This window comes from Streptomyces regalis (assembly GCF_001509475.1).
In the GTDB taxonomy this organism is placed as follows: Bacteria; Actinomycetota; Actinomycetes; order Streptomycetales; family Streptomycetaceae; genus Streptomyces; species Streptomyces regalis.
In genome coordinates this window covers 23236-37953 of sequence record NZ_LLZG01000360.1, presented here as the reverse complement: position 1 = coordinate 37953, position 14718 = coordinate 23236, and the positions used below count along the sequence as shown (strand labels likewise).

General features: G+C 68.8%; 10 protein-coding genes and 1 pseudogene. 1 reads left to right on the top strand and 10 read right to left on the bottom strand.

The features are described from left to right. Window positions 1–127 precede the first annotated feature (127 nt). Window positions 128–2356, top strand: a complete 2229-nt coding sequence (locus tag ADL12_RS31770; protein ID WP_062708161.1) for a glycoside hydrolase family 43 protein — start codon at window positions 128–130, stop codon at window positions 2354–2356. A 3-nt stretch (window positions 2357–2359) separates the two neighbouring features. On the opposite strand, the gene ADL12_RS31765 is transcribed toward ADL12_RS31770, so the two are convergent. The 10 genes and pseudogenes from ADL12_RS31765 to ADL12_RS31720 all read right to left on the bottom strand — a co-directional run bounded on the left by ADL12_RS31765 (window position 2360) and on the right by ADL12_RS31720 (window position 14718). Continuing rightward, window positions 2360–3157, bottom strand: coding sequence for an HAD family acid phosphatase (locus ADL12_RS31765; RefSeq protein ID WP_062708158.1), 798 nt, complete (start codon window positions 3155–3157; stop codon window positions 2360–2362). A gap of 101 nt (window positions 3158–3258) precedes the next feature. Then, the gene (locus ADL12_RS31760) at window positions 3259–4371 is read right to left on the bottom strand and encodes a right-handed parallel beta-helix repeat-containing protein (protein WP_062708155.1); all 1113 of its coding nucleotides are present in this window, start codon (window positions 4369–4371) and stop codon (window positions 3259–3261) included. A gap of 52 nt (window positions 4372–4423) precedes the next feature. Continuing rightward, window positions 4424–5540, bottom strand: a pseudogene (locus ADL12_RS31755) (dienelactone hydrolase family protein). Continuing rightward, window positions 5533–6804: a pectate lyase family protein gene (locus tag ADL12_RS31750; protein ID WP_079052383.1), complete on the bottom strand. Its 1272-nt coding sequence runs from the start codon at window positions 6802–6804 to the stop codon at window positions 5533–5535. The pseudogene ADL12_RS31755 and the gene ADL12_RS31750 overlap by 8 nt, the downstream one beginning before the upstream one ends. Then, complete coding sequence (locus ADL12_RS31745) at window positions 6797–7822, bottom strand: pectinesterase family protein (protein WP_062708152.1); 1026 nt, start codon at window positions 7820–7822, stop codon at window positions 6797–6799. The genes ADL12_RS31750 and ADL12_RS31745 overlap by 8 nt, the downstream gene beginning before the upstream one ends. Window position 7823: 1 nt before the next feature. Further along, a complete protein-coding gene (locus tag ADL12_RS31740; RefSeq protein WP_062708149.1) occupies window positions 7824–8951 on the bottom strand; it encodes a pectinesterase family protein in 1128 nt (375 codons plus the stop codon). Between the two features lie 82 nt (window positions 8952–9033). Beyond that, a complete protein-coding gene (locus tag ADL12_RS31735) occupies window positions 9034–10344 on the bottom strand; it encodes a pectate lyase family protein (RefSeq protein WP_425265166.1) in 1311 nt (436 codons plus the stop codon). 34 nt (window positions 10345–10378) lie between these two features. Further along, window positions 10379–11182: a rhamnogalacturonan acetylesterase gene (locus tag ADL12_RS31730; RefSeq protein ID WP_062708284.1), complete on the bottom strand. Its 804-nt coding sequence runs from the start codon at window positions 11180–11182 to the stop codon at window positions 10379–10381. A 104-nt stretch (window positions 11183–11286) separates the two neighbouring features. Continuing rightward, on the bottom strand, window positions 11287–12645 hold the full coding sequence (locus ADL12_RS31725; protein ID WP_062708143.1) for an ABC transporter substrate-binding protein: 1359 nt from the start codon (window positions 12643–12645) through the stop codon (window positions 11287–11289). 69 nt (window positions 12646–12714) lie between these two features. Next, window positions 12715–14718 (bottom strand): pectinesterase family protein, encoded by a 2004-nt coding sequence (locus ADL12_RS31720; protein ID WP_062708140.1) that lies wholly within the window; start codon window positions 14716–14718, stop codon window positions 12715–12717.

Sequence of the window (14718 nt, the reverse complement as noted above, 5' to 3'; positions counted from 1 at the left end):
CGAAAGTTTCGGTCCCCGCCCGTCACCTGCGCACCGATTGACGCCCCGTCCCCCACCGATGACACTCCGAGGCAGCCGAACACACAGAACCCCCCACCAGAACCCCCAGACTCCCACAGGATGTGTCATGCGCCCCCGCATCGCCCGCACGCTCCTGACCCCGCTGATCCCCCTCCTCGCCCTTCTGCTCGGCCTGCTGGCCGCACCCCCCAGTACCGCGAACTCCGGAGCACCACCCGTGACACAGCCCGTGAGCCAGGCCAAGTACGCCGGCTACCTCTTCGCCTACTTCACCGGCGAGGGCACCGCCGACGGCGAGCAGATCCGCTACGCCCTCAGCCGCGGCAACGACCCGCTGCACTGGCGGGAGCTCAACGCCGGCAAGCCGGTCCTCACCTCCACGATCGGCGAGAAGGGCCTGCGCGACCCGTTCGTCATCCGCTCCCCCGAGGGCGACAAGTTCTACATGATCGCCACCGACCTGCGGATGTACCAGAACAGCAGCGGCAGTTGGGACCAGGTCCAGCGGCACGGCAGCAAGTCGATCATGGTCTGGGAGTCCACCGACCTGGTCCACTGGACCGACCAGCGCCTGGTGAAGGTCTCCCCCGACAGCGCGGGCAACACCTGGGCGCCGGAGGCGTACTGGGACGACAGCCTCGGTGAGTTCGTCGTCTTCTGGGCGTCGAAGCTGTACGCCGCCGACGACCCCGACCACACGGGATCGACGTACAACAAGATGCTGTACGCGACCACGAAGGACTTCCGCACCTTCAGCGAGCCGAAGGTCTGGGACGACCCCGGCTACTCGGTCATCGACTCGACCGTGGTCAAGCACAAGGACACCTACTACCGCTACACCAAGGACGAGCGGGACCCCAGCTCCTCCAGCCCCTGCTCGAAGTTCATCACCGCGGAGAAGTCGACCAGCCTGACGGACACGTCGTACGACTTCGTCGCCGACTGCATCGGCAGCGGCGCGATGGACCGGGGCGAGGGCCCGACGGTGTTCAAGTCGAACACCGAGGAGAAGTGGTACCTGTTCATCGACGAGTACGGCGGCCGCGGCTACGTCCCCTTCGAGACGACCGACCTCGACTCGGGCAAGTGGACCCCGTCCACCGACTACCAGCTGCCCGCCAGCCCCCGGCACGGCACGGTGATACCGGTGACGCAGGCCGAGTACGACCGGCTGCTGGCCGCGTACCCCGCGAGCCCCGCCTCGGTCGTGGACGCGACGGCGAAGGACCAGAAGGGGTACGCGATCGTCACCGAGAGCGCCTCGAAGGCCGTGCTCCCCATGCAGCCGGACGCGGACCTGTCCCGCCTCGCGCCGAAGCTGTGGGTCGGTGAGGGCGCGACGGTCAGCCCGCGCTCCGGCACCCGGCGCGACTTCCGCAAGCCGCAGAAGTACACGGTGACCGCGGCGGACGGCACGAAGCGCGCCTGGACGGTCGAGGCGGTACGGACCGGCAGCCCCGTCCTCCCCGGCCTCAACGCCGACCCTGATGTGCACTACCTGAACGGCGAGTACTGGATCTACCCGACGACGGACGGCTTCCAGGGCTGGAGCGGGACCCGGTTCAAGGCGTACTCGTCGAAGGACCTGGTCCACTGGAAGGACCACGGCGTGATCCTGGACCTGGGGCCGGACGTGAGCTGGGCCGACAAATACGCCTGGGCGCCCGCGATCGCCGAGCGCGACGGCAAGTACTACTTCTACTTCTGCGCCGAGCAGCAGATCGGCGTGGCGGTGGCCGACTCCCCGGCCGGCCCGTTCAAGGAGGTGCTGGGCAAGCCGCTGGTCGCCAAGGGCGGTTCACTGAAGGGCCAGATGATCGACCCGGCCGTCTTCACGGACGACGACGGGACGTCGTATCTCTACTGGGGCAACGGGCACGGGTACGTGGTCCCGCTGAACGACGACATGGTGTCGTACGACGCGTCGAAGGTGCAGGACATCACGCCCGACAACTTCCGCGAGGGATCCTTCGTGATCAAGCGGAAGGGCACGTACTACTTCATGTGGTCCGAGGACGACACCCGCAGCGAGAACTACCACGTCGCCTATGCGACGGGACCGTCCCCGCTCGGCCCGTGGACCAAGAAGGGGACGATCCTGTCCAAGCGTCCCGAGTACGGCATCCTCGCCACCGGCCACCACTCCGTGGTGAACGTGCCCGGCACGGACGACTGGTACATCGTCTACCACCGGTTCGCGCTGAACGGGCCGGGCAGGCCTGGCGGCGACGGCATGCACCGGGAGACCACCATCGACCGCCTGGAGTTCGCGGCGGACGGTTCGGTCAAGCCGGTGGTGCCGACCCTGGAGGGGATCAAGCCGGTACGTCGGTGATGGTCAGCTCACGAAGTACGTCGGGTTCGGCAGCTTGTATGTCCGGTCCGCGAAGCCGCCCTCGAGGTCGGTGTACTGGTCGCCGAAGTTGGCGATGATCTCGTACCCGAGGTCGTCCTCGATGTGCTGCCGGGTGCCGGACTTGTACTGCACGGTCGTGCAGTTCCAGGTACCCGGCGTGGCGCACTCGGCGAGGTAGGCCGGCGGGTTCGCCTTGTCCTTGAGGAACATGTGGTCGGCGTCGAGGTTCACATCGGCGCCGACCTTCTTCAGGTTCTCGACGGCGGCGGACCGCTGCGCCTCGCTCAGGCCCGAGTTGTAGAAGACCTCGACGCCCTTGGACTCGGCGTACTGGACCAGCTCCGGGCTGCCGAACACGGCCGGGCGGTCGGCCTTGTTCACGTACTCGGCCCAAGTGGCGCTGTTGTACGTGTAGTTGGTCCTCTTCTCGTAGTCGAGGCTGAGCAGCAGCGTGTCGTCGATGTCGAAGACGACGGCCGGCTTCTCGCCCTTGTGCAGCGCCTTGCGGGCCGCCTTGTCGATGTACTTCCGGGCGGCCTTGTCGATGCTCGCCAGGTCCTTGGCGTAGGGGCTGTCCTTGGACGCCTGGTAGACGCCGTTCGCGTCGAGGGCGGTGCCGTAGTAGCTGTCCATGTCCTTGACCAGCAGCCCGATGTTGTAGGGCTCGTGGGTGCTGTTGGCGGTCGACTGGCCGGCCGTGGCCGCGCCGGCGCCGTAGAGGGCGGCACCGGCGACGGCACAGGCGGCGGTGAGGGCCGCTATACGCAGTGGTTTATGCATGACAAAGATTTCTACGCGCGTCACCTGCCTGAGCGCGAGACCTGTTGCCCGATCTTTACCTGTCTCACGGACGAACGGGCCTCGCGCTCCCCCCGGGCAGGTCAGTCCATCGTCGCCCCGATGGTCGTGCTGCCCGTGGTCAGGAAGGTCGTCACCGGCAGCGAGCCGTTGGACTGCCGGGCGTTGTACGTGGTCGAGGCGTCGGTGGAGCGGAAGGCCGGTGTCGAGATGCCGGAGTCCCAGTTGTTGCCGGCCGAGACCACCGACGAGCCCTTGTTCACCTGGCCGCTGCCGTTGTTCACGGCGAGGTTCTTGCCGAGGCGGGCCGAGCCGGTGGCGAAGTAGTAGCCCCACTTGGCGTTGGCGTACGCCGTCGTCCGGTTGATGACGATCGCGCCCTTGTTGCTGTTCTCGGTGAAGCCGTTGCCGGCGTTGTCCCAGGCGGCGGAGTTGTTGATGACGTGGGCCACGGTCTCGCCGTCGCCGCCCAGCTTGTAGCCGTTGCCGTCGCCCGCGAAGGCGGAGTCGGACCAGCGGTTCTTGCCGTTGCCGAAGGCCCAGGTGTGCTCGACTGTGACCGGCGAGGAGAAGGACCAGAAGTCCAGACCGTCGTCCGAGTTGTTGTAGAGGCGGGCGCCGGTGATCAGGTTTCCGCTGCCGGAGCCGTACTTCACCGCGATGCCGTCGGCGTTCTCGCCGTGGTTGGCCGGGTCGTAGTGGCCGTAGCTGTCGATGTTCTTCACGGTGTTGTTGACCGTGCCGTCGCCGGTGAGCGTGAAGCCGGAGTCACCGCCGTTGATGGTCTTGATGTTGTTCCAGACCGTGCCGGTGCAGGACTGGCAGACGACCGCGCTGTCCGGGGAGTTCTGGAAGGTGATGTGGGAGACGTTCCAGTAGTCGGCAGTCAGCTTGAAGATCCAGGAGCCGGACGGCAGGGACGAGCCGCTGATCTTCACGGTCTCCGAGCCGTACGCGGTGAGCGTGATGGGCGACGACGAGGTGCCGTTGGCCGTGGACTGGAGGGTGGCCGTCGGGTAGTAGGTGCCGCCGCGGACCTGGATGACGGTGCCGGCGGTGGCGTTCTTGATGGCGTTGGACAGGTCGGTGGAATTGCTGACGACCACGGTCGCGGCCTGGGCCTGCGTGGGGAGGACGGCCAGGCCGGCGCCCAGGGTGAGGGCCGCCATGGTGGCGAGTGCGGTACGACGAGACATGGAGTGCGGGTCCTTTCGTCGTGCGGTGCGGGGATTCACGGGGGGGGGACGGTCACAGGACTGAGTCGAGCCATGTGAAGACCTCGTCCTGCATGCGGTAGACGAAGACATGGCCGAGGTCGGGCACCGGCAACCCGTGGAGCAGGGCTTCACAGGGGGCTGCCCGTGGAGTTGGCCAACGCGCCGCTCGGTGCGCTAAGTTGGCCCTCCCACGCGGGAGTCCCCGAAGGCACAACTCCGGCATGTCCGGTGGACCCGGTTTCATACGGGATGCTTGACCACGTAGGCGCGGGGTGCAGTCAATCACCCCTGCCCCGCCTCTGGCGGAGCTGGACGCAAGCGCCGTGTCACAGCCAGTGGCGCTCGTTGTGTAAATCCGTCGCGCGAGCGATGGATAGTTGACGTGCAACCGCTCCTCGGATTGGCAGAAGGGCCAGACGGCGGGCAGCCGGTCATGGACCGCTCGGACGCCGCCGGTGACGAAACCGGCGGCACGGGCGTCCTCGCGGGCCATGAGTCCGGCGAGCGAGGAGCCGAGGTGTAGAAGTTGGAGGCCAGCGCCTGCTGTTGGTCGTAGGTGAGCGGGCCCCGGTCGCCCCAGCCGAGCGCGTCCAGGCACAGCACGACCCGCGCCGGGCCAGCTCGTCGCCGACGAACCGACCGCTGAAGTACTTGTCCGCCCAGGCCTGCGCGGAGGCGAGCCGGGTGTCGTCGTACCAGGGCCGGACGAGCTTCTCCTTGCCGATGTCGAACTTGGCCCCGTGGTCGTGGAGCAGGAGGACGGCGGGGAAGGGGCCGGGCCCCTGCGGGGTCAGGAGGGCGGCGCGGACGCGTTCGTGTCGGGTGAGGGAGAGGGTGACCAACTCCCTTGTATACCCGTCCTCTTGAGGGCCTGCCGTGAACTGCGGTGCGTACGGCGTCCCGTCCTGGCGGTCGACGAGGAGGTGTTCCTCGACCTCGGCGCGGGCGGCGTGCCGCCAGGCCCGGAAGTCGCGGATGGGTGACGTGCCCCAGCCGAGCGGGAAGTTCAGCTCGTCCTTGAGGGGCTGGTGGAAGTCGGGGAGGTTGCCGCCGACGAGGTCGGCCGCCTCAGCGCTCCCGGTTCCCGCCGCGAGGGCCACGGCGGCGGCTCCGGTGACGAAGGTCCGGCGTCCCATCGCGTCAGGCATGCGGCCTCCCCGCGCCGGCATGGGTCAGGACGTAGTGTTCGACCCCCGCCCGGGACATGAGCGGCCGGTACGCGTACACCTCGGCCGGGTGCCAGCCGACGTCGTCGGTGAGCCCGAGGCCGCCCGCCACCGCGTTCAGCCGGGCCGGGCGGCCGTTGAACCAGGAGCCGGTGTCGTGGAAGCGCTCGCCTCCGTACGCGGCTACGGCGAGGGACGGCTCGCCCTGCGGGTAGCTGAAGACATTGCGCTCCGAGAAGATCGCGGACTCCACGCCGACACCGAGCGCGTAGAGGGTGTCCTCGGCTCTCCCCCGGTACACGTTGTTGACGACGTGCACCTGCCCGAAGCGGACGCGGGGCCCGCGCTGCACGATGTCGGTGAACAGGTTCCGGACGAAGGTCACCTTCAGATGCCCCCGGTCGCGGTCACCGCGTCCGTCGCCCGACCCGATGAGGATCGCCTTGTCGTGGTCGTCGAAGCGGCTGTCGGAGACGGTGACGAAGTCGGAGCCGTCCTCGATGTCCAGCAGCCCGTCGTGCCGCTGGACGTGCTCGCCGTGGAAGCCGAGAGGGGCGTCGCGGTCGGGGAAGCGGCCGTCGGTGAAGGTGCAGTGGTCGACCCAGATGTTCTTGCCGGTGATGACGGTCATCGCGTCGAAGCGGGCGTTCCAGTTGCCGTGTGTGCCGTCGTCCGGCGACCAGCTGGTGAAGTGGTCGACGGGGGCTTCGAGGTGCAGGTTCCGGACGACGATGTTCGTGCCGGTGTTGACCGTCAGGAAGACCCCGAGGAGCCGGGCGTCGTCGCCGACGCCGACGAGCGTGGTGTTGCTCGGCACGGTCAGCTGGATCTGTGCCTTCTCCTTGTTCGACCCGGTCTGGCGGAGCTGACGTTGCTGTTTGCAGTAGGCGTGGCGGGTGTCGGACCAGGTCGTGCCGTCCTCGCCGAAGCAGGACATGTACTTGGCGAGGTCGTACCCGGGTGCGTAGTCCTGCTCGCCGAGCAGCGAACCGTCGTCCGCTTCATGGCCGTTGACGTCCCCGACGACCCGGATCACCTTGCGCGTGGTGGGGGCACCGCCGTTGGCCAGGGCCTCCTTGAGCTCGGCGCGGGTGCGCACCGTCCACGTGGTGCCGCCCGCCCCGCCGGTGGTACCGGGTCCGGTGGCGGCCCAGCCGACGGGGCCGCGCTGCTCGGCGGCAGAGGCGGCCCCGGGCACCCAGAGCAGGCACGCACCGGCGAGAAGGGCGGCGGCGGCCCTACACACCGGGCCGCCAGTCGCCGAGGTACGTCCGCTTGGTGTGTGCCTCGGCTTCCTCGGTGGTCAGTTGAGGCCGGTTCTCCGGAACGGAGATCACCGCACCCGGCCCGGAGTTGCGGTACTCCCGGAACCGCATGGTCTGCCAGGGGTACTGCTCCCGCATGTTGGTGTAGGGCGCGACGGGGTCGATGCCGGGCCCGATCCGGGTGTCCCGCACGACGAGGGACGGCCAGGCGGTCGTCTCGTACGTCGGCACCCAGGGGCGGGCCAGCTTGTACGCCGCCTTCTCGGCGCCGGAGGTGATGCGGGAGCGGACGGCGAGGATGCCGTGCGGGTTGGCGCGGGCGGTGGACGGGGCGAAGACCATGCCCTTGGGGGTGAAGTCCACGTCCCGCTGCAGCGTGTGGAAGTGGCACTCCTCGAAGACGGCGGTCGCCCGGCCGAAGACGAAGTCGACGTCGCCCTCGATGTAGCAGCGGTGGAAGTACTGCCGGTCGAAGGCGGTCAGCGCGCTCGTCTCGACGAACAGCGTGTCCTGGTGGGCCAGCAGCCGGACGTTCTCGAAGTGGGTGCGGTCGCCGTACGTGTACGCCGCCACCGCCTGGGTGCCGGTGATGTCGGGGTGGTCGGCGCGCAGCCAGTCGTTGGCGAGGGTGAGGTCGCGGACGGTGAGGCCGGGGGCGGCCGAGGTGAAGGTGGCGGAGCCCGCGGTGCCGTATGTGGTGCCGTCGGGCTTCTTCGTGCCGTTCGCGTGGTCGAAGACGATGACGGCGTCGCGCGGGTCGCAGGAGGCGCCGCGCAGGGTCAACTCCGCTTTGCCCGCAGGTATGTTGACGACCTCGCGATAGGTCCCCGGGTGCACGACGATCGTCCAGCCGGGCCCGTCCACCGCGTCCACGGCCGCCTGGACGGAGTCGCCGGGGCGGACGTGCAGGACCCGGCGGCGCGTGTTTGCGAGGGCGGGGGCGGCACCGGCGGCCACCAGGCCGCCGGCGACTCCGGCGAGCAGCGTGCGCCGACGCATCTCAGCATTCCTTCCACGGCGCCCAGTCGCCGAGGTACGCCTCGCGGGTGTGCGCCGTGGCTTCCTCGTCCGTGAGCTGGGGCCGGTTCTCGGGGACGGTGATCTCGGCGCCGGGACCGGTGTTGCGGTACTCGGCGAAGCGCTGGTCCTGCCAGGGGTGGTCGTCGCGCATGTTGGCGTAGGGCGCGACCGCGTCGATGCCGGGGCCAAGCCAGGTCTCGCGGACCGTGAGCATCGGGCGGGCGGTGGTGCTGGAGCTGGGCACCCAGGGGCGGGCCACCTTGTAGTAGGCGTCGGGCGCCTCGCTCGTCACGCGGCTGCGCAGGACCAGGTAGCCGTGCGGGCCGGCGCCCTCCGTCGAGGGCGCGAAGACGAAGCCGTACGGGGCCGAGGACAGGTCCGTGCGGTTCAGCGTGCGGAAGTGGCAGTGCTCGTAGACGGCCGTGGCCCGGCCGAACACGAAGTCGACATCGCCCTCGGCGTAGCAGTGGGAGAAGTACTGGCGGGCGAAGAGTGTGGCGGAGTTGGAGTCGGCGTACAGGGTGTCCTGGTGGCCGAGGAAGCGGCAGTGGTGGAAGGCCGAGCGGTCGCCCTGCACCTTGATGGCGACGGCCTGGGTGCCGCTGATCTCGGGGTGCTCTTCGCGCAGGAAGTCGTTGGCGAAGGTGATCCGGTGGGCGGTGAAGCCGTCTGCCCGGACGGTGGTGGTGGCCGAGCCGGTGGTGCCGTAGGTGCCGGAGCCGTCCGGCTTCGGGGTGCCGGCCGCGTTGTCATAGACGATGACGACGTCGCGCGGGCCGTCGCCGGCGCCGAGCCAGGTCATCTCCGTGCGAGCGCGGTCGACGGAGACCGTCTCCCGGTAGGTGCCCGGCGCGATGACGAGGGTCCAGCCGCTGCCCGGCACGGCGGTCACGGCGGCCTGGACGGAGGTGAAGTCGCCCCGGCCGGACGGGTCGACGTACAGGGTCTGGGGGGTCAGGCGTGCGGCCGGTGAACCGTACCGGCCGAAGGGACCGGATCGGGCGCCGGCGGCCCCTGCGGGGCCCGACGCGAGGGCGAGCGCGGCGCCGGCGCTCGCGAGCAGCAATCCCCTTCTGGTCGGGGGGAGTTGGCGGTGCGACGAGGGCATTCGGGTGCTCCTTGGCGGTGCTGGGCCTTCGGGGGGGGTGGGGCCGGAGCGATGGCAGTGCTCCGGCCCCTGCGGTGCGGCGTCAGCGCAGGCGGCCGGCGCCCGCACAGTGATCGACGATGCCGGGGACGGCCAGCGGCCGGTCGACCTTCGTGCGCAGGGTCGGCGTCCAGCCGGCGCCGGACTGGAGGGTCTCCTCCGGGATCTCCGCGTTGTGGACGGCGATGAGGTCGGTCAGCTTGCCGTTGACGTAGTTGTTCTCGGCGGTGAGCGGCGACTCCTTCCACTTCTTCAGCGTCTGGCCGACGCTGACGCCGGGGGCCAGCGTGAAGGCGTTGTGCGTGGCGTACAGCTGCGAGGAGATGCCGATGCCGAAGACGTAGCCGAACTTCTGGTCCTTGGTGACCACGAAGTGGTTGTTGTAGGAGTCCACCTGCCCGAACCGCACGCGTGGCGCCCGCTCCACGATGCCCTCGTAGCGGTTGTGGTGGAGTGTGACCTTGAGCTTGCCGCTGTCGGTCGCCCCGGCGCTGTCGCTGTTGCCGATCAGCATGGTCTTGTCATGGTCCTCGAAGGAGTTCCAGGAGACCGTGACGTAGTTGGCCGCGCGCACGATGTCGAGCAGACCGTCGTGCTGCTGGTAGATCTTGCCCAGGTAGGACGGCAGCGAGCTGTCGGGGTGGCGGCCGTCGGTGAGCGTATTGTGGTCGACCCAGACGTGGGTGGAGCCGTAGACCACGACGGCGTCGTACTCGGAGTTCCAGGCGCCGGTCTTGTTGTCGTCGGTCGGGTCCCACTGCGGGAAGCAGTCGATCGGGGCCTCGATGGTCAGATTGCGCAGGATGACGTTGTCGACGCCCTTGATCTGGAGGCTGCCGCCGAGGATCCCGGAGTTCTTCCCGACGCCGACGATGGTGGTGTTGGCCGGGACGCTCACCTTGATGGCCTTGTCCTGGTTGTCCGCGGACGCGGCGCGCAGGTCCTCCTGCGCGCCGCTGACCGGGGTGTCGTTGCCCCAGACGGCCGGGTCGTAGTCGGCGAGGTACTGCTGGAAGTCGTAGCCGTCGACGGCGAAGGCGTCGCAGCCCTCGGACACGGCGTCGATCATGCCCTTGACCTTGATGATCCTCGGGGCGTCACCGCCGTCGGCGAGCGCCCGCTTGAACTCCGCCCAGGTGGTGACGGTGTAGACGTGCTCGGCGTCGGCGGCCGACCCACCGGTCGTGCCGGCGCCTTCGGAGGCCCAGCCGTCGTTCGCGGCGAGCACTTCCCGTCCGAGGTCCCGGGCGCCTGCGTGGGCACCGGTGCCGGTGACGGCGAGGACGAGGGCGGCGCAGCCGGCCAGTACGGCCACCCTTCTCATGGCATGCCCATGCCACATTTGTGTGTTCACTGTACGGCTCTCTTCTCTGCGATCGGTAAGAGGGCTACGCGGCTGCTCGCGGCCAGGTGATCCAGGACTCCGGGATCGTCTCGTCGAGCCGGCGCACGTCCTGCGGGGCCAGCACGCGCGTGCGCAGCAGCTCGCGCGCCACCAGACGCGCCACGGCGATCGCACCCGGCGGGTTGAAGTGCGTGTTGTCCTGCTCGGTCGCGGTCCAGTTGAAGTACTTCTTCGTCCCCTCGACGCCGAGCCGTTGCCACAGCGCGAGGGACAGGGCCTGGATGTCGAGCAGCGGCACGCCCTCCCGCTCGGCGAGCGCGCGCATCGCCGCCGGATACTCGCCGTGGGTCGTCCTGGCGTTGCCGTCCGCGTCGAACTTCCTGCGCTCGACGGACGTCGCGAGCACCGGCCGCGCACCGCGGGAGCGGGCGCCGTCGATGTAGAGGCGCAGGTGGTCCTGGTACGTCGACCACGGCTCGGTGTACCGGGCGGGGTCCTCGCGCTTCGCGTCGTTGTGGCCGAACTGGATGATCAGGAGGTCGTTCGACCGGATCTCGTCCAGGATGACGGCGAGCCGGCCCTCGTCGAAGAAGCTCTTCGAACTGCGGCCGTTCACGGCGTGGTTGGCGACCGGCCTGTCCTTGTGCAGGAAGAAGGGGAGAGCCATGCCCCAGCCGGTCTCGGGGGCCGCGTCGGCGTACTTCTGGGCGGCGGTGGAGTCACCGGCGATGTACAGGGTGCGGGTGCGGCGGGGATCGGCAGCCTGAGCGGTGCCCGTGGCCGCGAGGGAGAGGGGGACGGCGGCGAGGGTGGCCATGGTGGTGATCTGTCTGCGGGTGAGGGACACGTGCATGTGCCTTTCTCAAGGGTGTTACCGGATGGCAGGGCCTTTCAATGCGGGGGGTGGCTCCCCGCGCCCTCGAAGGGGCGCGGGGCGGTACCGATGTGCGGTCAGCTCTTCTGCTGGTTCCACTCGGCCTGAGCCTCGTTCAGCTGCTCGGCCATCGTGTCCAGGAAGTCCTTCGCGCTCATGTCGCCGAGCAGCACCTTCTGGAAGCCCGGCTCGTTGTCGGCCTTGGAGATGGTGTTCCAGTCGGGCAGGTAGTACGGCAGCTGGACGATCGTGGTGGAACCGTCGTTCAGCGCCGCGGCCGCCAGCTTCGTCGGCTCGGCCTCGGAGATCCACGCGTCCAGCGCGGCCTCCTTGTTGGACGGGATCGCGCCGGCCGACTCGTTCCACTTGGAGTTCGACTCGTGGGCGGCGGCGAACTCGATGAACTTCCAGGCGGCCTCCTTGTTCTTGGAGCTCTTGAACAGGCCCAGTCCGTCGACCGGGTTGGAGACCTGGACGCGCTTGCCGCCGGGTCCGGTGGGCTGCGGGATGCCCCGGAACTTGTCGGTGCCGAGGGCCTTCACGTGGTCCTGGTACGACCCCAGGTTGTGGTTCAGCATCCCGATGGTGCCGGAGTCCCACTGGGCGACCATCTTGGTGAAGTCGTTGTTCAGGTCGGCCGCCGGCGTGTCCTTCTTGTAGAGGGCGGCGTACTTCTCCAGCGCCTCGACGTTCTTCGGGTCGTTGAGGGTGGTCTTCTCACCGCTGGAGTCCCAGAAGGACGTGATGCCGGACTGCCCGTACATCGCGTCCAGCGCCTGGGCGATGGAGCCGGCGCCGCCGCGGATGGTGTAACCGAACTCGTTCTTCTTGGTGTTGGTGAGCTTGTCCGCGGCCTTGTAGAAGTTCTCCCAGGTCGACGGCTCGTCCAGGCCCGCCTTCTTGAACAGGTCGGTGCGGTAGTAGAGCGTGCCGTTGTTCGCCGACGTCGGGATCGTGTACATGTGCTCGTCGGAGCCGCCGGCGACCTTCACCGACTCGGTCATGCCCTCGTTCAGCTTGCCGTTGAGAGAGGACTTGGCGAGGCGGTCCTCCAGCGGCTCCAGCGCGTTCTGCGCGGCGAACCCGGCGAGCATCGCCGCGCCGACGCCGCCGACGTCCGGCAGGCCGCCGCCCTGGAGGGCGGTGTCCACCTTGGACTGGTAGTCGGTGGACGGGATCCCGACGTACTCGACCTTGATCTCCGGGTTCGCCTTCTCGAAGTCGGCGATGATCTCCTTCCAGATGTCGGTGCGGACACCGCCGTTGTTGTCCCAGAAGACGATCTCTCCCTTGCCGCTGCCCTCGGCGCCCTTGTCACCGCCACCGCTGCCGTCGTCGCCACAGGCGGTGGCGGTCAGGGCGAGCACGGCCCCCAGGGCGACGGCGGCCGACGTGCGGCGCCCGCCTCTGCTGCTCCTGCGATTGCTGATCTTCATTGGTCGGCTCTCTTCTTCTGGATCAAACGGAGATATGAAGTTGTGGGGGGTCGGATCGGAGCCCACGGCTCAGTGGCGGGCGAACGGCTTCCAGCCGTCGGTGCCCCGGAGGTAGTCGGCGACGGTGTGGGTCCGCGCCTGCTCGTCGCTCATCTGCGGCCGGTCCGCGGTGACGGCCGCGCCGGGGCCGTAGTTGCGGTACTCGGTGAACCGGGCGTCCTTCCACGAGAACCCGCTCATGTCGGTCCACGGCGAGGCCTTGATCGCGGCGGGCAGTTCGGTGTTGCGGATCAGCACCTGGGCGATCGCGTCGGGGTCGCCGCCGGGGTGCCACGGCCGTCCCAGGTGGAAGGACCCGGCCGGCGCGTCACTCACGATCCTTGAGCCCGTGATCAGGAACCCGTAGGGGTTGTCCTTGAAGGTCGAGGCGGCGGTGACCCAACCGTTGTTGGTGGTGGAGCCGCGGTTGAGCGCGCGGATCACGGAGCGCTCGATGACGGTGGTCGCGCGTCCGTAGATGAAGTCGACGTCGCCCTCGATGTACGAGTCGCGGATGTAGACCCGGCTGACGGTGGTCAGCTGGGGGCTGTTGGTCATCAGGGTGTCCTGGTTGCCCAGGAAGGCGGTGTTCTCGAAGACGATCCGGTCGCCGTTCGTCTTCATCGCCAGCGCCTGCTCGCCCTTGAGCTCGTGCGCGGCCTCGTCGAAGTCGTTGCTGAAGGTGAGGTTGCGCGCGGTGACGTCACTGGCGTCGATCCGCACGGTGGCGCTTCCGGTGGAACCGCCGAACTCAGCGGGCGTGTCGAAGACGATGACGGTGTCCGACCGATCCTGTCCAGTCCCCTGCAGCACGATGTTCGGCTTGTTCGAGGGGATGTGGACCTTCGCCCGGTACGTGCCCGGCGCGACCGCGATGGTCACCGTGCTCGCGTTCCCACTGGGGACGGCGTCCACGGCGGCCTGCACGGTCGGGTAGTCGCCCGGAACGTGCAGCACCGTGCCGATCTGCTTCTGCGGCCCGGAGAACCGCTTCACCAGCCCCGGCACGGCGGCGGCCGGGTCCAGCCGGTAGTCGTAGAAGTCCCTCGGGTCGAAGGCGGCACCCCACTCGTCGTGGCGGCCCGTGGTGTTCTTCAGGATCGACCCGCGCTCGACCAGCTCGGCCGTGGCATCGGCCTGATAGGGGTGTCGGACACCGTCGTAATAGCTGTTCTCCAGGACCATCTTGGTCCGGCCCCGCGCCCAGCTTCCGTACGTCCACACAGGGTCGTCGTCACGCACCTGCTCGGTGAAGTAGTTGTTGTACAGGTGGGCGTAGGCGCAGTTGTCGGCGGACGGGTTGCGCTGCTTCGTGCCCGTGAACCAGTTGTGGTCGACGGTGATCTGCGTCAGCGCGTTGGGCGTCCAGCCGATCCCGAACGCCTTGTTGTGGTGGGCGAACTGGTTGTGGGAGACGGTGACGTACTGGCTGTCCTTGCGGATGTCGAGCAGTCCGTCGCCCATGTGCGTGAAGCGGTTGTGGTCGATCCACACGTGGTCGACGGTGTCCATCTGGATCGCGTCGAAGTCGCTGGTCTTGCCGTCCCAGTCGCCCTCGACGTAGGAGTCGCGGATCGTCAGGTTGCGGATGATGACGTTGCTGGTGCCCGGGTTGAGGTGCAGCTCGCCGTGGACGATCTCGCCGGTGTCGCCGACACCGATGATGGTCTTGTCCGACCCCACGACGATGTCCGAGCCGAAGGGCGCGACCTCGATGGCCCCCGCCACGCGGATGACGTACGGCTCCTCGGCCGCCGCGTACCTGGCCAGCGAGGCCTGGTCGGTGACGGTGACGACCTTGCCGCCCGCCCCGCCGGTGGTGCCGCCGGCGAGTGAGGCGAAGCCATGGGCACGGTCGGTCCAGCGGTCTTCGGCCGTCGAAGGGGTGCGGTGGGCGGGACCGGCGGTATCGGCGGCGTTCGCCTCGCCGATACCCCCGAGAGCCAGGGCAGCCACCAGGCCGGCGACGGCGGCCATGGTTCTGCCGGCACCCGGAGCGATCCCCGGCAAGCGCTTGCTACGGAAGTGCGTCAT

What these genes read in the sequence shown, in the direction of transcription:
- ADL12_RS31770 (WP_062708161.1), top strand. Translation starts at nt 128, where the DNA reads ATGCGCCCCCGCATCGCCCGCACGCTCCTGACCCCGCTGATCCCCCTC.
- ADL12_RS31765 (WP_062708158.1), bottom strand. Translation starts at nt 3,157, where the DNA reads ATGCATAAACCACTGCGTATAGCGGCCCTCACCGCCGCCTGTGCCGTC.
- ADL12_RS31760 (WP_062708155.1), bottom strand. Translation starts at nt 4,371, where the DNA reads ATGTCTCGTCGTACCGCACTCGCCACCATGGCGGCCCTCACCCTGGGC.
- ADL12_RS31745 (WP_062708152.1), bottom strand. Translation starts at nt 7,822, where the DNA reads ATGCGTCGGCGCACGCTGCTCGCCGGAGTCGCCGGCGGCCTGGTGGCC.
- ADL12_RS31740 (WP_062708149.1), bottom strand. Translation starts at nt 8,951, where the DNA reads ATGCCCTCGTCGCACCGCCAACTCCCCCCGACCAGAAGGGGATTGCTG.
- ADL12_RS31725 (WP_062708143.1), bottom strand. Translation starts at nt 12,645, where the DNA reads ATGAAGATCAGCAATCGCAGGAGCAGCAGAGGCGGGCGCCGCACGTCG.
- ADL12_RS31720 (WP_062708140.1), bottom strand. Translation starts at nt 14,718, where the DNA reads ATGACGCACTTCCGTAGCAAGCGCTTGCCGGGGATCGCTCCGGGTGCC.